19 protein-coding genes are annotated in these 19,489 nt (G+C 70.4%); 14 read left to right on the top strand and 5 right to left on the bottom strand.

Annotated elements, in window-relative coordinates; genetic code table 11:
• Positions 1-38: 38 nt before the first annotated feature.
• Entirely contained in the window at positions 39-380 is a 342-nt protein-coding gene (locus SB816_RS13990) for an ArsR/SmtB family transcription factor (protein ID WP_054502736.1), read from the bottom strand.
• Between the two features lie 99 nt (positions 381-479).
• Complete coding sequence (arfB, locus tag SB816_RS13995; RefSeq protein ID WP_049073397.1) at positions 480-896, bottom strand: alternative ribosome rescue aminoacyl-tRNA hydrolase ArfB; 417 nt, start codon at positions 894-896, stop codon at positions 480-482.
• Between the two features lie 615 nt (positions 897-1,511).
• Between arfB and queE the strand changes: the two genes are divergently transcribed.
• The 11 genes from queE to SB816_RS14050 all read left to right on the top strand — a co-directional run bounded on the left by queE (position 1,512) and on the right by SB816_RS14050 (position 12,672).
• A complete protein-coding gene (queE, locus tag SB816_RS14000; protein WP_049073396.1) occupies positions 1,512-2,144 on the top strand; it encodes a 7-carboxy-7-deazaguanine synthase in 633 nt (210 codons plus the stop codon).
• Positions 2,141-2,584: a 6-carboxytetrahydropterin synthase QueD gene (queD, locus tag SB816_RS14005; protein WP_054502738.1), complete on the top strand. Its 444-nt coding sequence runs from the start codon at positions 2,141-2,143 to the stop codon at positions 2,582-2,584. The genes queE and queD overlap by 4 nt, the downstream gene beginning before the upstream one ends.
• Before the next feature lie 176 nt (positions 2,585-2,760).
• Positions 2,761-3,234, top strand: a complete 474-nt coding sequence (locus SB816_RS14010) for a MarR family winged helix-turn-helix transcriptional regulator (protein ID WP_006387237.1) — start codon at positions 2,761-2,763, stop codon at positions 3,232-3,234.
• On the top strand, positions 3,231-5,282 hold the full coding sequence (locus SB816_RS14015) for an FUSC family protein (RefSeq protein WP_410547168.1): 2,052 nt from the start codon (positions 3,231-3,233) through the stop codon (positions 5,280-5,282). Before SB816_RS14010 ends, SB816_RS14015 begins: the two co-directional genes overlap by 4 nt.
• The gene (locus SB816_RS14020) at positions 5,279-5,491 is read left to right on the top strand and encodes a DUF1656 domain-containing protein (protein WP_020927916.1); all 213 of its coding nucleotides are present in this window, start codon (positions 5,279-5,281) and stop codon (positions 5,489-5,491) included. Before SB816_RS14015 ends, SB816_RS14020 begins: the two co-directional genes overlap by 4 nt.
• 2 nt (positions 5,492-5,493) lie before the next feature.
• The gene (locus SB816_RS14025; RefSeq protein ID WP_410547169.1) at positions 5,494-6,414 is read left to right on the top strand and encodes an efflux RND transporter periplasmic adaptor subunit; all 921 of its coding nucleotides are present in this window, start codon (positions 5,494-5,496) and stop codon (positions 6,412-6,414) included.
• A 55-nt stretch (positions 6,415-6,469) separates the two neighbouring features.
• Positions 6,470-7,891 (top strand): efflux transporter outer membrane subunit, encoded by a 1,422-nt coding sequence (locus SB816_RS14030; protein WP_054502741.1) that lies wholly within the window; start codon positions 6,470-6,472, stop codon positions 7,889-7,891.
• Between the two features lie 384 nt (positions 7,892-8,275).
• On the top strand, positions 8,276-9,139 hold the full coding sequence (locus SB816_RS14035; protein WP_054502742.1) for a hypothetical protein: 864 nt from the start codon (positions 8,276-8,278) through the stop codon (positions 9,137-9,139).
• Positions 9,123-10,856 (top strand): thiamine pyrophosphate-binding protein, encoded by a 1,734-nt coding sequence (locus SB816_RS14040; RefSeq protein ID WP_410547170.1) that lies wholly within the window; start codon positions 9,123-9,125, stop codon positions 10,854-10,856. The genes SB816_RS14035 and SB816_RS14040 overlap by 17 nt, the downstream gene beginning before the upstream one ends.
• 42 nt (positions 10,857-10,898) lie before the next feature.
• Complete coding sequence (locus SB816_RS14045) at positions 10,899-11,876, top strand: Bug family tripartite tricarboxylate transporter substrate binding protein (RefSeq protein WP_047990922.1); 978 nt, start codon at positions 10,899-10,901, stop codon at positions 11,874-11,876.
• 1 nt (position 11,877) lies between these two features.
• Positions 11,878-12,672: an SDR family NAD(P)-dependent oxidoreductase gene (locus SB816_RS14050; RefSeq protein WP_410547171.1), complete on the top strand. Its 795-nt coding sequence runs from the start codon at positions 11,878-11,880 to the stop codon at positions 12,670-12,672.
• Positions 12,673-12,702: 30 nt separating this feature from the next.
• On the opposite strand, the gene SB816_RS14055 is transcribed toward SB816_RS14050, so the two are convergent.
• Both SB816_RS14055 and ypfH read right to left on the bottom strand, forming a co-directional pair.
• Positions 12,703-13,509 carry an IclR family transcriptional regulator gene (locus SB816_RS14055; RefSeq protein WP_175142432.1) on the bottom strand — a complete coding sequence of 269 codons (807 nt, stop codon included), beginning with the start codon at positions 13,507-13,509 and terminating at the stop codon, positions 12,703-12,705.
• 10 nt (positions 13,510-13,519) lie between these two features.
• Positions 13,520-14,239: an esterase gene (gene ypfH / locus SB816_RS14060; RefSeq protein ID WP_054502746.1), complete on the bottom strand. Its 720-nt coding sequence runs from the start codon at positions 14,237-14,239 to the stop codon at positions 13,520-13,522.
• A 161-nt stretch (positions 14,240-14,400) separates the two neighbouring features.
• On the opposite strand from ypfH, the gene SB816_RS14065 reads away from it, so the two are divergent.
• Entirely contained in the window at positions 14,401-15,942 is a 1,542-nt protein-coding gene (locus tag SB816_RS14065; RefSeq protein WP_410547172.1) for an amino acid permease, read from the top strand.
• Positions 15,943-16,006: 64 nt separating this feature from the next.
• Here the strand turns inward: SB816_RS14065 and SB816_RS14070 are convergent, their stop codons facing one another.
• Positions 16,007-17,068: a methyl-accepting chemotaxis protein gene (locus SB816_RS14070; protein WP_410547173.1), complete on the bottom strand. Its 1,062-nt coding sequence runs from the start codon at positions 17,066-17,068 to the stop codon at positions 16,007-16,009.
• Positions 17,069-17,385: 317 nt separating this feature from the next.
• On the opposite strand from SB816_RS14070, the gene imuA reads away from it, so the two are divergent.
• Both imuA and SB816_RS14080 read left to right on the top strand, forming a co-directional pair.
• Positions 17,386-18,084 (top strand): translesion DNA synthesis-associated protein ImuA, encoded by a 699-nt coding sequence (imuA, locus tag SB816_RS14075; RefSeq protein ID WP_054502749.1) that lies wholly within the window; start codon positions 17,386-17,388, stop codon positions 18,082-18,084.
• Positions 18,014-19,483, top strand: a complete 1,470-nt coding sequence (locus tag SB816_RS14080) for a Y-family DNA polymerase (protein WP_049073384.1) — start codon at positions 18,014-18,016, stop codon at positions 19,481-19,483. Before imuA ends, SB816_RS14080 begins: the two co-directional genes overlap by 71 nt.
• The last annotated feature ends 6 nt before the right edge of the window (positions 19,484-19,489 follow it).

Genomic DNA, 19,489 nt, shown 5'->3' on the forward strand with positions numbered 1-19,489 from the left:
CTCGTGCCCGGCGAGCGGGCGTGGGTAGCGGCGGCAGGCTACATGTCTTGATTCAATTGCCGCAGGAACGCGGCAATCACGGGTTCATTGCGACGGAAGAACACCCACTGCCCCACCTTGGTGGCCGAAATCAGCCCCGCGCGCTGCAGCACCGCAAGGTGCGAAGACACGGTGGACTGCGACAGCCCGCAGCGCCCATCGATATGGCCCGCGCATACCCCGTGTTCGAAGGTATGCCCCGGACGCTCCTCGAAGTGCGCCTGCGGCGTCTTCAACCACCCCAAAATCTCGCGGCGCACGGGATTGGCCAACGCCTTGAGAATGGCGTCGACATCGATCTCCGTGGTGGCCTCGGCGGCGGGGGCAGCAGTGGTCGTCATATTGGAATATCGCAATTTATCGAATCTTATATCGAGACATCCCGATATATCGTTATACCCCTGCCGACCGAGGGGCCTTCTTCGGAATCCGAGGGACCATCACTCCCCCTGCACCCGCCCCCGCAACCGCTTCACCTCGCCATGCAGCACCTTGCGCTGCACCCGCCGCCGCTGCGACGCCCGCGTCGGCTTCGTCGCCCGCCGCGGCTTCTCCACCTTCGCCGCCGCCCGCACCATATTCACCAGCCGCTCGATCGCCTCCGCCCGGTTCTTGTCCTGGCTGCGGAACGACTGCGACTTGATGACGATCACCCCCTCCTTCGAAATGCGATGGTCGCTCATCGCGCACAACGCATCCTTGATATCCGCCGGCAACGACGACGCCCGCACATCGAACCGCAGATGCACCGCGCTCGACACCTTGTTGACGTTCTGCCCGCCCGCGCCCTGCGCCCGGATCATCGAGAACTCAATCTCGCGCTCGTCGATATAGAGAGAATCTTGAACATGAAACATAGCGCGAGAGTATATAAGCCTTCGCCAGGCGATAAACCCTCCGCTCCCCCCACCCCATGGCGTGAAAATCCCTGACGCCACCCCGCTTGTGGCGCAAGCACATCCGGCAACAGCCCCCAAACACCGTCCCACCCGGATCCCCCCCTCGCGCATCCGCCACGCCTGCGCGCCAGCGAACCCCGCCCAACATCCCACACCGCGTATGCCTGGAGCGGCCGCCCGGGCGGCCACTCCAGGCGGGCCCAGCAAGACTTTCCAGAACCCTGAGGCCTTGCAGCACCACGACCCAAGACGCTCGCAGCCCTGGGCGCGGGCGGGTCGGGAGGCGGGCAACCTCGATGCGCCCGAGGGAATCTGAAGGAACAGCCGTAGGCTGTGACGAAGATGACAACGGGGCAGTCCGGAGCGAACGCTCCGGACCGCAATCGTGGGCGCCCGCCTCCCGACCCGCCCGCGCCCAGGGCGACCTACGAAGCCCCCGCCAACGTCACGCACCCCCCCAACAAACGAGAAAAAGCCCACGACATCAAGGACATCCCAGCCCCCCGCAACCAAGACCGACTAAAATAACGCCCTTTTGCCCCTCCCTGGCGCGCCACCCAGCGCCACTCCCCCATGACCTACACCGCCAAAGAAATCTTCAAAACCCTGCAAGGCGAAGGCGCCCACGCAGGCCGCGCGGCGGTCTTCTGCCGGTTCGCGGGCTGTAATCTCTGGAGCGGCCGCGAAAGCGACCGCGCCAGCGCCGCCTGCACCTTCTGCGACACCGACTTCATCGGCACCGACGGCGACGGCGGCGGCAAATTCGCCACCCCCGAGCTGCTCGCCGACGCCATCGAAGCCGCCTGGGGCCCCGACACCGCCAACCGCTACATCGTCTTCACCGGCGGCGAGCCCCTGCTGCAACTGGACGAAGCCCTGCTGGCCGTCGTCCACGCCCGCGGCTTCACCGTCGCCATCGAAACCAACGGCACCGTCCAGCCGCCCCCCGGCATCGACTGGATCTGCGTCAGCCCCAAAGGCACCGCCCCCGTCGTCATCGAACGCGGCAACGAACTCAAGCTGGTCTACCCCCAGGCCAACGCCCTGCCCCCGCGCTTCGAGCACCTGGACTTCGACCACTTCTTCCTGCAACCCATGGACGGCCCCGCCCGCCTGGCCAACACCGAACAGGCCGTCCAGTACTGCATGCAGCACCCGCAATGGCGCCTGAGCCTGCAGACCCATAAATACATAGGCATTCCATGATTTCCGTGACCCGCAGGCTTGAATTCGACGCCGGCCACCGCATTCCCGACCACCGCAGCCAGTGCCGCAACCTGCACGGCCATCGCTACGTGCTCGAAATCACGCTGACCGGCGACATCGTCCAGGCCCCCGGCGAATCCGACAACGGCATGCTGATGGACTTCGCCGACATCAAGCGCATCGCCAAGACGCATATCGTCGACGTCTGGGACCACGCCTTCCTGGTGTACGAAGGCGACACCGCCGTGCGCGGCTTCCTCGACTCGATGCCCGACCACAAGACCGTGGTGCTGGACCGCATCCCCACCGCCGAGAACCTGGCCGCCGTCATCTTCGAGATCCTCGCGCCGCACTATCACGGCCACTACGGCGCCGACCTGCGCCTGACCCGCGTGCGCCTGTACGAAACGCCCAACTGCTGGGCCGACTGCAACGGTTGATCGTCCAGGGCGGCCAGCGTGGCCGCCCCGCAAGGCGATGCGACAGCATGGCCTTGCCGCCCCGCCTTTCCACCCACGGAAAACCCACCCCTGATTTTCCCGATTGAAAAAATCAATGGAGATCTTCGCCATTTTCAATTAATAGTAAGCTAATAGATAGGATACAATCGATTTCCATGGACACCCCCACCGACTCCCAACTCATGGCCACCACTGCCAACCTGATGGTGCTGTCGCGCGCCTACCGCGGCGCCGCCGACAAGGCCCTGGCCGACTACGGCCTGTCGCAAGCCACCGCCTGGCCCGTGATCCTGGCCGGCCGGCTGGGCGACGGCGTGCGCCAGGGCGCGCTGGCCGAGGCGCTGGGGGTCGAGGGTCCGTCGCTGGTGCGCGTGCTCGACCAACTGGTCGCCGCCGGCCTGATGGAACGGCGCGAAGACCCGCATGACCGCCGCGCCAAGACCCTGCACCTGACCGACGCCGGCCACGCCCTGCGCAAGCAGGTCGAGGACGTGCTGGTGGAACTGCGCCGGCGCCTGTTCGACGGCGTCAGCGAAGCCGACCTGCAAGCCTGCCTGCGCGTGTTCGACGCACTCAAGGCCGCGCTGGGCCGCAGCGCCGCCGGGGCCCAGGAGGACCCGCGGCCATGAAACTGCCCAACGTCCGCGAGACGATCTTCTCCCTCAAGAGCTACCTGAGCGCCATCATGGCGCTCTATCTTTCGTACAGCATCGGCCTGCCGCGCCCGTTCTGGGCCATGACCACCGCCTACATCGTGGCCCAGCCCTGGTCCGGCGCGGTGCGCTCGAAGGCGCTGTACCGCCTGGTCGGCACCTTCTGCGGCTCGGCCATGACCGTCTACATGGTGCCGCGCCTGTCCAATTCGCCCGTCGTCATGACCGCCGCCATGGTGGCCTGGGTCGGCTTCTGCCTGTACCTGTCGGTGCTGGACCGCACGCCACGCTCGTATCTCTTCATGCTGGCCGGCTACACCGCCGCCATGATCGGCTTTCCCAGCGTCACCGACCCGTCGCAGGTGTTCGACACCGCGCTGGCGCGGGTCGAGGAAATCAGCCTGGGCATCGTCTGCGCCACGCTGGTCCACAGCATCGTGCTGCCGCGCGGCCTGGCGCCCGCCCTGACCTTGCAGTTGGACAAGGCGGTGCGCGACGCCAAGCTCTGGATCCACGACACCCTGAGCGGCATGACCGCCGAACAGAAAGACCGCGACCGCCGCGAGCTGGCCAACGACATCACCCAGTTGCGCCTGCTGTCGACCCACGTGCCGTTCGACACCGGCAACCTGCGCTGGACCGCCGGCGCGGTGCGCGCCATGCAGGACCAGATCGCCGCGCTCACGCCCGCCGTGTCCGCGGTCGAAGACCGCATGCGCGCCCTGCAGGCCAACGGCCAGACGCTGCCGGAGCCGGTCTCGCAAGTGCTGGCCGACATCTCCGAATGGATCAACGCCGGCGCCAAGGCCACCCACGAAACCGCCGTGCAGTTGCGCGCCGCCGTCTCGCGCCTGACGCCCGCCATCGACAGCCATTCCGGCTGGCGCGACGCGCTGCTGGCCAGCCTGATGACGCGGCTGCGCGAGCTGATCGACACCTACGACGAATGCCTGGCGCTGCGCCGCGAGATCCGCGCCGGCCTGGCCGGGGCGCCGCTGCGCGGCACGCGCGCCCCCGCCCGCACCGCGCCCAGCCGCACGCTGCACCGCGACCGCGGCATGGCGCTGCTGTCGGCGGCCGCCGCCGGCGTCGCCATCTCGGTCGTCTGCCTGTTCTGGATCGGCACGGCCTGGAGCAACGGCGCCACCGCCGCCCTGATGGCCGCCATCTTCAGTTGCTTCTTCGCCTCGCAGGACAACCCGGTGCCGGGCATCATGCAGTTCCTGACCTACACGGTGTATTCGATCCCGCTATCGGCGCTGTACCTGCTGGGCATCATGCCGGCCATCCATTCGTTCGAGATGCTGGCGCTGGCGATGCTGCCCACCGCCTTCGTACTGGGCATCTTCATCGCGCGGCCGGCCTCCACCGGCAAGGCCATGGCGGTGCTGTTCGGCTTCCTGGGCACCATGGCGCTGCAGGACACCCACACCGCCGACCTGGTGTCGTTCATCGACACGCAGGTGGCGCAGTGCATGGGCGTGGCCACCGCCGCCATCATCGCCGCCATCTTCCGCACCGTCAGCGCCGACTGGAGTGCGCGCCGCATCCAGGCCGCCAACTGGAACGAACTGGCCACGCTGGCCAGCTCGCCGCGCGCCCCGGCCCGCCACACTTATGCCGCCCGCATGCTCGACCGCATCGGCCTGCTGCAGCCGCGCCTGGCCATGGCCAAGCGCCCCGACGATCTGGTCGCCGCCGACGCGCTCAAGGACCTGCGCGTGGGCCGCGACATCACAGAACTGCAACGCGCCCGCCGCCACCTGCCCATGGCCGACGCCACCATCGCGCCGGTGCTCGACAGCCTGGCGCGCTTCTTCCGCCAACGCTCGGCCTGGCGCGGCGGCGACAAGGCGCCGGAAATGCTGGCGCAGATCGACCGGGCCCTTGCCAGCGTCAGCGCCACGCCCGGCACCGTCGCCGCGCGCGACCGCGCCGTGGTGGCCCTGGTCGGCCTGCGCCGCGCCTTCTTCCCCGACGCGGCCGATTACCAACCCGCCCATCCCACGCTGGAAACACCATGATCGGCGAATTCAATCTCTACGGTATCTACTTCCCCTGGCTGCTGGTGCTGGGCGTGGTCACCCTGGGCGTGGCCTGGGCCGTGCGCCGCGTGCTGGCGCGCGCCGGGCTGTATCGCCTGGTGTGGCACCCGGCGCTGTTCGACCTGGCGCTGTTCATCGTGCTGCTGTATGGCGTCTCCCTGATTTCCCCTTATTTTCTGCAGAGATAGGTATGAAACTCCCCAATGCCCTGCGCCCCGCCGCCATCGGCAAATTCGCAGTGACCGCCGCCGTGGTCGCGGCCGCCGTCTACGCCGGCTGGCAACTGTGGGTGCACTATGAAGTCGAGCCCTGGACCCGCGATGGCCGCGTCAAGGCCTACGTGGTGCAGGTGGCGCCGGACGTGTCCGGCCTGGTGACCGCCGTGCCGGTGCACGACAACCAGGACGTCAAGGCCGGCGACGTGCTGTTCGAGATCGACCGCGCGCGCTTCCAACTGGCCTACGACCAGGCCGAAGCGTCCGTGCGCTCGCAACAGGTGGCGCGCGAACAGGCGCTGCGCGACGCCAAGCGCAACCGCTCTCTGGGCCAGTTGGTGGCCGCCGAGGCGCTGGAACAGAGCCAGACCAAGCTGCAGCAGACCGAGGCCGCGCTGGCCCAGGCCGAGGTGCAACTGAACACCGCCCGCCTGAACCTGGAACGCAGCCGCGTGCTGGCCGTGACCGACGGCCGCGTCACCAACCTCGACCTGCGCGCCGGCTCGTACGCCAGCGCCGGGCGCGGCGTGATGGCGCTGGTCGACGCCAGCTCGTTCTACGTCGAAGGCTATTTCGAGGAAACCAAGCTGCCCGGCATCCACGAAGGCGACCCCGTCACCGTCACGCTGATGGGCGACAACCGCCAGATCCGCGGCCACGTCGAGAGCATCGCGCTGGGCATTGCCGACCGCGACCGCAGCACCGACGCCAACCTGCTGCCCAACGTCAACCCGACCTTCAACTGGGTGCGCCTGGCGCAACGCATCCCGGTGCGCGTGAAGATCGACGAAGTCCCCGCCGGCGTGCGCCTGGTGGCCGGCCAGACCGCCACCGTGGCGGTCGGCGCCGCCGCCGCGCCCGCGCAGACGCGGACCGACACGCGCCAATCCTCTTGAGCGCGCGCTTTCACCCACTCGTCAACCACTTAGACAACGCCAAGCCGTAACCGCCATGAACACCAGATTCCTCCTGCCGCTGATGCTGTCCGCCGCGCTGGCCGGCTGCGCCGCCGTGGGCCCTGACTACCAGGTGCCCGCCGACGCGGCCGCCGCCCGGCCAGGCGCGCAGGCGCCATTCGCCGAGGCGCGGGAGGGCGTGTTCCAGCGCGACCAGGTGCCCGGCCACTGGTGGCGGCTGTACAACGATCCGGTGCTGGACGGCCTGGTGGAGAAAGCCCTCGCGGCCAACACCGACCTGCGCGTGGCCAGCGCCAACCTCGAACGCGCCCAGGCCGCCGTGCGCGAGACCGAGGCGCAGCAGCAGCCCAGCCTGGGCGTGAACGCCTCGCCCACCTTCGGCCACGTCTCCGGCATCCAGGAACTGGCGCCCGGCATCGATCCGCCCAACCGCTGGTCGTACTCGGCCGGCGCCAGCATGTCGTACCAGGTGGACCTGTTCGGCCAGATCCGGCGCGCCGTGGAAGCGGCCGGCGCCGACGCGCAGGCGGCGCAGGCCGCCTACGACGCCACCCGCGTCACGGTGGCGGCCGAAACCGCCCGCGCCTACGCCAACCTGTGTTCGGCCGGCATGCAACTGGCCTCGGCCGAGCATTCGGTGAAAGTGCAGCAGGAATCGCTGGACGCCGTCAGCCGCCTGCAACGCGCCGGCCGCGGCACCGCGCTGGACGTAACCCGCGCGCGCAGCCAGTTGGAACAATTGCGCGCCAGCCTGCCGCCGTTCCAGGCGCAGCAACGCACCGCGCTGTACCGGCTGGCGGCGCTGACCGGGCAGACCCCGGCCGAGATTCCGACCACGCTGCTGCAATGCGCCGCCGCGCCGCAATTGAGCCAGACGATCCCGGTGGGCGATGGCGCCGCGCTGCTGCGCCGCCGTCCCGACATCCGCCAGGCCGAACGCGCGCTGGCCGCCGCCACCGCGCGCATCGGCGTGGCCACCGCCGACCTGTACCCGAAGATCACGCTGGGCCTGTCCGGCGCCTCGGGCGGCCCGGCCGCCATGTTCGGCGATCGCGGCACCTTCAGTTGGAGCGTCGGTCCGCTGATCTCCTGGACCCTGCCCAACACCGGCGCGGTGCAGGCGCGCATCGCCGAGGCCGAGGCCAACACCAAGGCCGCCGTGGCGCGCTTTGACGCCTCGGTGCTGAATGCGCTGCGCGAAACCGAGAGCGCGCTGGTGGTGTACGCGCGCCAGCTCGACCGCCAGGCGGCGCTGCAAGCGGCGCGCGACCAGGCGGCGCAGGCCGCGTCGCAGGCACGCCAGTTGTTCCAGTACGGCAAGACCGACTACCTGACGGTGCTCGACGCCGAACGCACGCTGGCCAGCAATGAAAGCGCGCTGGCCGCCGGCCAGGCCGAACTCAGCAACGACCAGATCGCCGTGTTCCTGGCGCTGGGCGGCGGCTGGGAAAAGTAGGCGCGGCAGGCGATACCCGGGCGGCCAGGTCGCCGCCCGCCTGTTGTTTCCCTCCGGCGCGTGGCGCCGACCTCCCCGAACGGGCCGACGCGCCCGCTTCTCCAGGGCTTCGCGCCCTTCCCCCTCCCTCCTTCGCATGGATCGCGCGCGCCCGCGATGCGCGGCCGTACCACGCGCCTTTGCCCCGCGTCGGCGCGCCTGCCTCCCCGATGGATGGCGCCCCTCATTTTCAAATAGCTTCCACAATATGGAGACAGGATTGTTGGCGCCGCCTATGGCCTCTTAGAATCGGTCTCACATCATTATTCCAATTCAAGCAGAGACAGATCGATTTCCTGGCGGCCTCCCGTGGCGCCACCAGGAATCAAAACAAATATCCATAATATGGAAGAACAAAACAACACCGAACCCGCCCGCGTCATGGACAGCATCACCAAGCTGCGCGCCGAAGACGCCGGGCGCGTGGTGATCGCCGGCTCCCATGGCGGCAGCTACGCCGCCTATTGCGCCGCCCGCGGCCGGGTTCGCGCGGTGGTGCTGAACGACGCCGGTGTCGGCTGGCAACAGGCCGGCATCGCCGGGCTGGACGAACTGCAGCAGTGGGGCGTGGCCGCCGCCACCGCCGACTACCGTAGCTGCCGTATCGGCGACGGCGCCGACATGGCGCGCCACGGCATCATCAGCCACGTCAACGGCCTGGCCCATGCCCTCGGCTGCCGGCCCGGCATGGCCGTGGCGCAGGCCGCGCGGCGGCTGGCCGATGCCGACATGGCGCCGACCTGGCCGGCGCCGCGCCACGAGGCCCGCGCCGTCCTGGCCACGGCTGCCGACGGCACGCCGCGCGTGATCGGCGCCGACTCGGTCTCGCTGCTGGAGCCGGCCGACGACGGCCTGATCGCCGTCACCGCCTCGCACGGCGAACGGCTGGCGGGCCTGGCCACCGACGGCGTGCGCCCCCGCCCCTGGCTGGTGACCTTCAACGACGCCGGCATCGGCAAGGACAGCGCCGGCATCGGCCGCCTGCCCCTGTTGCAGCAGCGCGGCATCGCCGCGCTGACCGTGTCGGCCCACAGCGCCCGCATCGGCGACGCGCGCTCCTGCTACGAGGACGGCGTGGTCTCGTGCGCCAACGCCCGCGCCCGCGAACTCGGCTGCCGCATCGGCGCCCCCCTGAAATCCTTTATTGACGCCCTGCTGGCCGGGCGCGCAACCCACCTGGAGCATTCCCCGCATGTCGGAAACCCTTGAAATCACCGGCGGCGAAGCCATCGCCCGCATGTTCGCCGCGCATGACGTCGGCCTGATGTTCGGCATGGGCGGCTTCCAGCTACTGCCGTTCTACGACGCCGTGCGGCGCCTGAAGCTGAACCACAACCTGATCAACGACGAACGCTGCGCGGTGTTCGCCGCCGACGCCTACACCAAGGTCAGCGGCCGTCCCGCCGTGTGCGACGCCACGCTCGGCCCCGGCGCCACCAACCTGGTCACCGGTCTGGCCGAGGCCTACAACGCCGGCACCGCCATGGTGGCGCTGGTGGGCGACTCGCACCGCATGCATTCGTGGAAGAACATGACGCAGGAGGCGCGCCAACTGGAAGTGCTGCGCCCGGTGGTCAAGGACGTGCTGCGGGTCGAGAAGATCGAGCGCATTCCCGAACTGGTGCGGCGCGCCTTCGCGGTCGCCACCAGCGGCCGGCCCGGCCCGGTGGTGCTGGACGTGCCCGAGGACATCGCGCATGAAGTCCACGCCTTCGACGCCGCCGCCTTCCACGCCAGCGAGACCTACCGCCGCGCGCCCGCGCTGCGCTGCCGCCCGGATGCCGACGCCCTGGCGCAGGCCGCCGCCATGCTGGCCGGCGCCGACCGCCCGCTGATGCTGTGCGGCGGCGGCGTGCACATCAGCGAGGCCGCCGAGGCGGTGCAGGATTTCGCGCGGCGCTACAACATTCCGGTCGCCCACACCATGAGCGGCAAGGGCGCCATCGCCTGCGACGATCCGCTGAACGCGGGCCTGTTCGGCCGCTACAGCCGCATCGCCAACGACCTGATCGCCAAGTCCGACTGCCTGTTCGTAGTCGGCTGCAAGCTGGGCGAAGTGGCCACGCGCCGCTATGACCTGCTGGCCACCGGCGCGCCCATCATCCACCTGGACATCGTGGCCGAGGAATTCGACCGCACCACCACGCCGGCGCTGCGGCTGTGGGGCGACGCCCGCGCCACGCTGGCCGAGCTGGACCAGGCCCTGGCCGCCCAGCCCGACAACGGCGGCGCCCGCCGGGAAGGCTACGCCGCCGAAGTCGGCCAGGCGATGCACACCTGGCGCGAATCGGTGCGCGCCAAGCTGACCTCGGCCGACCGGCCCATCGGCATGGCGCGCCTGATGCACGAGATCAACGCCAGCCTGCCCGAAGACGGCGTGCTGGTGGCCGACGGCGGCTTCGCCGCGCACTGGGGCGGCCTGCTGTTCGACACCAAGCGCGCCGGGCGCGGCTTCGTGCCGGACCGGGGCTTCGCGTCGATCGGCTACGGCATCCCCGGCGCCATCGGCGCGGCCGCCGCCGCGCCCGGACGGCAGGTGGTGAGCCTGACCGGCGACGGCGGCTGCAACATGTCGCTGGGCGAGCTGGAAACCGCCGTGCGCATGGGCCTGGCCTTCACCCTGGTGGTGGTCAACAATGCCGCCTCGGGCTATATCAAGGCCTTGCAGCACCTGATGTACGGCAGCGGCAGCTACCAGTCGTCCGACCTGGCCGAGACCAACTACGCCAACGTGGCGCGGGCGCTGGGCTGCAACGGCATCCGGGTGGAGGACCCGGCCGAGATTCCCGCCGCGCTGGCCGCCGCCTACGCCTGCAAGGACCGCCCCACCGTGCTGGACGTGGTGGTGACGCGCGACCCCGCGCACATGCTGCCCGGCGTGGACAGCCGCGCCGCCAAGATCAAGCCGGGCGACCGCATCGCCTGAGCCTGAATAACAACACAGACATCCCAAGCGAGGAGACAACCCATGAAGATCCGTACCTGGCTGACCGTGGCGGCCGCCGCCCTGGCCACCGTGCTGGCGCCGTCCGCCGGCGCCCAGAGCAACTATCCCGACCGTCCGATCCGCCTGATCGTGCCCTTCCCGCCCGGCGGCACCTCGGACGTGGTCGGCCGCATCTTCGCCGAGGCGCTGGGCAAGCAGATCGGCCAGCCCGTGGTGGTGGAAAACCGCGGCGGCGCCGGCGGCACGGTCGGCTCGCGCGCGGTGGCCAGCGCGCCGGCCGACGGCTACACGCTGCTGCTGGGCACCTCCAGCACCAACGGCACCAACTCGGCGGTCTACAAGAACCTGCCGTACGACGCGGTCAAGGACTTCACCCCGGTCACGCAGATCATCCGCGTGCCGGGCGTGATCGTGGTCAACAAGGACTTCCCGGCCAAGGACTACGCCTCGTTCGTGGCGCTGATCAAGGGCGCGCCGGGCAAGTACTCGTATGCCTCGTCGGGCAACGGCGGCGCCACCCACATGGCGATGGAATACTACAAATCGCTGTCGGGGCTGGACATGATGCACGTGCCGTATCGCGGCACCGGCCCGGCGCTCAACGACGTCATCGCCGGCCAGGTGCCGATCCTGTGGGACACGGCGGCCTCGTCGATGGCGCACATCCAGTCCGGCAGCCTGCGCGCCATCGTGGTGGCCGCGCGCAAGCGCCTGCCGCAACTGCCCGACGTGCCCACCTTCGCCGAGGTCGGCCTGCCGACGTATGACGCCGAAATGTGGAACGGCCTGCTGGCCCCGGCCGGGCTGCCCGCGCCGATCCTGGCCAAGCTGGGCGAGGCCTCGCGCCGCGCGCTGGCCGACCCCGAGGTGCAGGCCAAGTACGCCGGCGTGGGCGCCTACGTGGTGGCGGACAAGCCGGAGGCCTTCGCCGCGATGATCAAGGAAGACGTGGCCAAGTGGAAGAAGGTGGCCGAGTTCGCGCACATCTCGGTGGACTGACATGGGCCAGCGCATGCAAGGCAAGACCGCGCTGGTGTTCGGCGCGGGTTCTTCCGGCCCGGGCTGGAGCAACGGCCGCGCCGCCGCCGCGCTCTACGCCCGCGAAGGCGCCCACGTGTTCGCGGTCGACCTGCGCGCCGATTCCGCCGAGGAAACCCGCCGCATCATCGCCGAGGAAGGCGGCCGCTGCACCGCGCTGGCGGCCGACGTGACCGACAGCGCGCAGATCCTGGCGGCGGTGCGGGCCATGCTGGCCGAGGCTGGCCGCATCGACGTGCTGCACAACAACGTCGGCATCACCGAGATGGGCGACCCGATCGAAGCCAGCGAGGAGAGCTGGCACCGCGTCATGGACACCAACCTGACCGGCGTGTTCCTGACCTGCAAGCACGTGCTGCCGGTGATGCTGGCCCAGGGCGGCGGCAGCATCGTCAACATCTCGTCGCTGGCCTCGATCCAGGTCAACACCTACCCGTACACCTCGTACTACGCCGCCAAGGCCGGCTTGAACCATCTGACCCGCGCCCTGGCGGTGCGCTACGCGCCCGACAACATCCGCGTCAACGCGGTGCTGCCGGGCGTGATGGACACGCCGCTGATCTACACCCAGATCGCGGGCCAGTTCGAGGACGTGGAGGAAATGCGCCGGCGCCGCCACGCCGCCAGCCCCATGGGCCGCATGGGCGACGCCTGGGACGTGGCGCACGCGGCGCTGTTCCTGGCCAGCGATGAAGCGAAGTACATCAGCGGCGTGTGCCTGCCGGTGGACGGCGGCAAGTCCTGCGCGGGGCGATAGCCGGCGGCGCGGGCCGGCCTGTGCCGCGCTTCAGGCCGGGCGCGGCGCCAGCTCGGCGCCCAGTTCCGTGGCGGCGCGCCGCAGCGCCGCCACCACTTCCTGCAGCCGCGCCCCCGACAGCCGCGAGCGGATCGCGGCCACGCTGAGCGCGGCCACCACGTGCTGCTCGCGGTCGTACACCGGCACGCCCACCCCCAGCATGTCCGGGATGATGCGCCCCGGGTTCAGCGCATAGCCATTCTTGCGGGCCGCGGCGATGTCCTCGCGCAGCATCGCAGTGGACGGCAGGTCGGGCGCGGCCGAGGCGTCGTAGCGCGCCAGCACCCGCTCGATGTCGTCGTTGGGCAGGAACGCCAGCAGCGCCAGGCTGCCCGCCCCCACGCCCAGCGGCCGGCGGTGGCCGACCTCAAGCGTCAGGATCTTGATGGGAAAATCGCCCGTCTTGCGGTCGACGCAGACCGCCTCGTGGCCCGACCGCACCGACAGGAAGCTGGTGTCGCCGGTCGATTGCGCCAGCCGCAGCACCGCCGATTCGGCGATCGCCTTGATGCCGTGGCGGCTTTCCGCCGCCAGGCCCAGGATGTACGACTCGCGGCCCAGGCTGTAGGTCTTGAGCTTGGGATTGAGCGCCAGGAAGCCCTCTTGCAGCAGGGCCGACAGCATGCGGTGCGCGGTGGGCGGCGTCAGGCCCAGGTCGCGCGCCACGTCGGTCAGGCCGACCCCGCGCGCGGGCGCGGCGCCCACGTACTTGAGGATGCGCAGCACGCGGAAGATGCTCTGCGCGCCGCCGACCGGATCGGCGTCGCGCGCGGCGGCGGAGGATTTGGCGGGGCTCACCGGCGCGCCTTCAATGCACCGTGGTGCCGTCGGGCGGCGACTGGTTCAGGCCCAGCGCCGCTTCCCAACTGCGCAGCGGCACGCAGGTCTGCAGCCGCTCGATGGCGCGCTGGATCAGCGCCGGATGCAGCTCGTGGCCGACCTGCGAGGCCACGTCGATGGTGGCGTCGCCATGCAGCTCGTCCAGCCGCGCCTGCGCCGCCTGGATGTGCGCCACCGGCATGACGGCGTCGGCCGCGCCGTGCAAGAGATGCAGCGTGGTGTACTGCGGCGCGGCCTTGGGCAATTGCGCATAGCGGCCCGAAAAGGCAATCACGCGGCCGGCCATGCCGTCATGCGCCTGCACCAGCTCCAGCGCCATGATGGCGCCCTGCGAGAAACCCGCCAGCGCGGTGTCGGACTGCAACAGGCCGAAGCGGGCCTGGGCCCGCTGCACGTAGGCCTCCAGCGGCGGCAGGGCCCGGGCCACGCGTTCGGGGCGGTTTTCCTCGGTGACGCCGCGCACCGAGAACCATTGCCGGCCGGCGCCGCCGCCATCGAAGGGCTCGAAGCCCTCGGGGATCAGGATCGCCGCCGCGGGGAACGCGGCGCGCACGGCCTGGGCCAGCGGCAGCAGGTTGTCGGGCGCGCCGCCGACGCCGTGCAGCAGGATGAAAAGCTGCCGCACCTCGGTGCCGGGCTCGGGCAGGAATTCGATTTCGTGGGGGGACGCGGGGGAAGAAGTGGCCATGCTACGGCTCCGGACAGGCACTGGATGGCCCCATTGTAAAATGCCCGTCATACGCAATCCTAGGCAAAGCGCCCCCCGGGCCGGCTCGTGCCCCCGGTGTCCACAAGGCGCCCAGGGGCGTGCGCGGTCGGCGCGGGGCTTTGCATCAACCTGTGCATTCCATGAAAACACCGACGACAGACTCGGGAACCCCGCCGGCCGGCAAGAACCAGTTGCATCGCGTGCTCAAGGCGCGCCACCTGACCATGATCGCCCTGGGCGGCGCCATCGGCACCGGCCTGTTCATCGCCTCGGGCGCGGCCATCGCCCAGGCCGGCCCGGGCGGCGCGCTCACGGTCTACCTGCTGATCGGCCTGATGGTCTATTTCATCATGACCAGCCTGGGCGAACTGGCCACCTTCATGCCCGTCTCGGGTTCCTTCTGCACCTACGCCTCGCGCTACGTGGACGGCGGCTTCGGCTTCGCGCTGGGCTGGAACTTCTGGCTGAGCTGGGCCACGGTGGTGGCGGTGGACGTGGTGGCCGCCCAACTGGTGATGGCGTACTGGTTCCCCGATACCCCCGGCTGGATCTGGAGCGTCGCCTTCCTGGCGCTGACCTTCGGCCTGAACGCCTTCTCGGCGCGCAGCTTTGGCGAGGCCGAGTACTGGTTCGCCATCATCAAGGTGGTGGCCGTGCTGTGCTTCATCGTGCTGGGCCTGGCGATGCTGGTGGGCATCATCCACAGCGACGCGCCGGTCGGCGTGCGCAACTGGACCGTGGGCGACGCGCCGTTCGTCGGCAACGCCGCCACCTGGGTCGGGGTGGCCATGGTGGTGGCCTATTCGTTCCAGGGCACCGAACTGGTGGGCGTGGCCGCCGGCGAATCAGAGAACCCGCGCCGCAACGTGCCGCGCGCCATCAACCACGTGTTCTGGCGCATCCTGCTGTTCTACGTGCTGGCGATCCTGATCATCGGCCTGCTGATCCCCTATACCGACCCGCAACTGCTGCGCAACGAGGTCGAGGACATCGCCGTCAGCCCGTTCACGCTGGTGTTCCAGCACGCCGGGCTGCTGTCGGCGGCCACCGTGATGAACGCGGTGATCCTGACCTCGGTGCTGTCGGCCGGCAATTCGGGCATGTATGCCGCCACGCGGATGCTGTTCAACATGGCGGTCGAGGGCCAGGCCCCGGCCGTGTTCAAGCGCCTGACCGGCAACGGCGTGCCGCTGTGCGCGCTGCTGGCCACCACCGCGCTGGCCTGCCTGTGCATGTTCAGCGTGGTCTACAGCCCCAAGGCGGTCTACATCTGGCTGCTGAATTTCGCCGGCATGACCGAGTTCATCGTCTGGCTCAGCATCGCCGTCAGCCACTACCGCTTCCGCCAGGGCTATATCAAGCACGGCTACGACACCGCCAACCTGCCCTACAAGGCCGGGCTGTTCCCGTTCGGACCGCTGCTGGCCTTCGTGCTGTGCCTGCTCGTCACGCTGGGCCAGAACTACCAGGCCTTCCTGGACGAGCGCATCGACTGGATCGGCGTGGTCTCGACCTACCTGGCGATCCCGCTGTTCCTGGCGTTCTGGATCGGCCACCGGCTGGTGAAGAAGTCGCGCTGGATCCGCTACGAAGACATGCAGTTCTACGGCTTCGAGGCCGACCGCGCGGCGGGCGTGCCGCAGGACGAACCGGTAGCCGCCAGCCAGGCCGCGCGGACCTGAGCCGCGTGCGGGCCGGGAGGCATCCTGGACCACGCGCCCGTACGCCGCCCGGCCCGCGCCGCGCCTATTCGAAGCTGTCGCGCGGACGCTGCGTGATGACGCCGTACCAGCCCAGGCCGGCATAGGTTTCATAGCCCGGCGTCAGCGCGAACCCCACCAGGCCGCGATCGGCGTTTTCGTAGTAGCCGCGCGGCCGCTCGTCGTGGCGCAGCACGTAGCGCTCCTTCAGCGACACCGCGCCGTCCGAGGCGGCGATGACGCGCTGGCGGCTGTCGACCAGCAGGCAGCGGGTGCGCGCCCACTCCTCTTCCGACAATCCCACCGACCTGACGATGCTGTCGGCCTGCTGGCTCCAGTCGAAGAACACCCCCAGCACGCCCAGCGGTTCGCCCTGCTTGTCGGCGTCGCGCCGGATCGCGGTGGCGTAGGTGGCGACGTGGGCGCCCTCCAGCAGGCGCTCGCTGTCGATGTCCATCGCCACGTACTCGCCGCCGTCGGCCGTGGCCATCCCGCGCCGGAACCACTCGGCCTGGCTGACGTTGGCGCCGCGCGCCTGCGGATAGCGGTCCGGGCGGCCATTGGCCACCACCCGGCCCTGCGCGTCGGCCACCCACAGGTCCAGGTAGACCGTGTAGCTGTCCAGGATCACGCCCAGCCGCCCGCTAGCGTGGCGGGCGCTGTCGGCGCCGGGTTCCTGCAAGGCGCGCACCACCGAGGAATCCGTCGCCCACCAGCGCACGTCGCAGGAACGCTCGTACAGGTTGCGGTCCATGGTCTCGATCATGTTCAGCGCCAGATCGCCCAGGCGGCGGCCCTCGTAGCCGCGGATCTCGTGCAGGGTGTTTTCGCCGATGCGGATCAGGTCGGCGATGGACCCGGCCAACTCTTCCTTGAGCGCGTCGGCGATGCCGGTGATCTGCTCGGACACGTACTGCACCTGGTTGGCCACCACCGCGAACCCGCGTCCCGCCTCGCCCGAGCGCGCGGCCTCGATGCGCGCGTTCAGCGACAGGTACTTGGCCTGCTGGTTGATGTCGACGATGCTCTCGATCTTCTCGTTCGAAATGCGCTCGACGCGGCGCGACAGTTCGACGATGCGTTCCGGTTGATGGGCCATGTTCAGCACTCCTTTTGTTGGACGTTGTTGCGTGAGGAGACGGTGACTTGGGGACAGAAGCAGGAAGCGTGCCAAGCCCTGCACGGGTTAACGACCGGCACCTTCCAGGGGCGTGGCGGGGATGGCGACGGCGCATCGCGCCTCGAAGCGGGCCTTGCGGCGCGCACCAATGCGGTGCAAGCGACAGATACATCCGGTGCCTTCCGGGTCGGGTAAAATACTGTATATTCATACAGCAATAAGCGATTCCGGCCAGGCGCCTCTCCGCCCGGCCGTGCCGCCACCCACCGAATCTTCACCCAGGAAAACCGGGTCGTCCGCCCGCCATGCCGTCGCCAGAACAGATCCATCCCGCGTTGTGGCGCGCCACCCAGTTGGCGCGCGGCGCCGCCCGCAGCCTGCCCACCGGCCACGCCGCCCTGTCGGCCGAGCTGCCGGACGGCGGCTGGCCGCTGGGCTCGCTGATCGAGCTGCTGGCGCCGCAACCCGGCATCGGTGAAATCCGCCTGCTGCGCCCGGCCCTGGCGCAACTCGAGACGCGCCGCGCCATCGCCCTGGTGCAGCCGCCGCACGCGCCGCACATCGCCAGTTGGATGAGCTGGCGGCTCGACCCGCGCCAACTGCTCTGGGTCGCCCCCGAAAAACCGCTGGACGCCCTCTGGGCCGCCGAGCAGATCCTGAAGAACGGCAGTTGCGGCGCCCTGCTCTGCTGGCTGCCGCACGTGCGCCCCGAATCGCTGCGCCGGCTGCACCTGGCGGCCCAGGCCAGCGACCTGCTGTTCGTCGCCCTGCGCCCGGCCAGCGCCGCGCAGCACGCCACCCCCGCCCCCTTGCGCCTGGCGCTCGCGCCCGCGCCGGGCGGGCTGTCCGTCCATATCCTCAAGCGCCGCGGACCGGTCTGCGAGGCCCCGCTGTACGTGGGCCTGGAGCCCGGCGTCCTGGCGCCCACCCGCCATGCGCCTCTGGATCGCCGCCTGCCTGCGCTGCCTGCCGCTGGACGCACTGCGCCCGCACTGGCCGCTTGAGGCGCAGGCCTACGCGGTCCTCGACCAGGAACGCGTCGCCGCCCTCACGCCCGCCGCGCGCCAGGCCGGCGTGCGCGCGGGCATGCGTCGGGGCGGCGCGGCCGCCATCGCGCCCGAGGTCGAACTGCTGGCGCGCGACCCGGTGGCCGAGGCCGACACCCTGCAGGGCGCGGCGCTGGCGCTGCTGCAATACACCCCCGAGGTCGCGCTGGCGGACGCAGACACCGTGCTGCTCAACGTCGGCGCCAGCCTGCTGTTCTTCCGCGGGCCGCGCGCGCTGCACCGGCGCGTGGCCGCCACGCTGGCCGCGCTGGACCTGCGCGTGTCGCTGGGCATGGCGCCCACCGCCGCCGGCGCCTGGCTGCTGGCGCATCGCGGCGGACGCCGGCCGCCGCGCCGGGTGCTCACCCCGCGCACCCTGGCGCGCCGGCTCGACGCCCTGCCCGTGGCCCTGCTGCCCCAGGCCCGGCCGCGCCTGGACTGGCTCAACGACATCGGCTGCCACACCCTGGCCGACCTGCGCGCCCTGCCGCGCGCCGGCCTGCAACGGCGCAGCGCGCCCGACCTGCTGCAAGCGCTGGACGCGGCCTACGGCCAGTCGCCCGAACTGCATCGCTGGATCGAGCCGCCGCCGCGCTTCGAGCGCCGCATCGAGCTGATGGAATACCTCGAACACACCGACGCGGTGCTGGCCGTGGCGCGGCGCCTGGCCGAGCAACTGGGCGGCTGGCTGGCGGCGCGGCAACTGGCGGTGCGGCGCGTGCTGCTGCGCCTGGACCACGAGCGCGGCCGCCACGCACGCCCGCCCACCGAGCTGGAACTGGCGCTGGCCCAGCCCGTCTGGCAGGCCCCGCAGATCCTCAACCTGCTGCGCGAAAAACTCGGCCGCCTGACGCTCGAAGCGCCGGTGATCGCGGTGACGCTGCTGGCGCCCGACACCACCGAACAGCCCGCCGCCAGCACCACGCTGTTCCCCGAACCCGGCGGCACCGCCGCCGACCACGCCCGCCTGCTGGACCTGCTGACCGCGCGGCTGGGCCGCGAGCAGGTGCGCCACGCCTGTCCCCTCCCCGACCACCGGCCCGAGGCCGCCAACGCCTGGGGCGACGCGCTGGAACCGCCGCAACGCCCCGAACCGCTGCCCGAGCCCCTGGACCGCCCCTTCTGGCTGCTCGATCCGCCGCTGCCGCTCAAGCTTGCCGGCCACCGCCCGCAATACGCCGGCCAGGCGCTGCGGCTGATGCGCGGCCCCGAGCGCATCGAAAGCGGCTGGTGGGATCCGGTCCTGACCGTGCGCGACTACTTCGTGGCCGAGGACGCCGCCAGCGCGCGCTACTGGATCTACCGCGAGCGCGACGACGCGCACGCGCGCTGGTACCTGCACGGGCTGTACGCCTGACCCCGC

The sequence above is a fragment of the Achromobacter sp. SIMBA_011 genome (assembly GCF_046535435.1).
GTDB classification, from domain to species: Bacteria; Pseudomonadota; Gammaproteobacteria; order Burkholderiales; family Burkholderiaceae_B; genus Achromobacter; species Achromobacter dolens.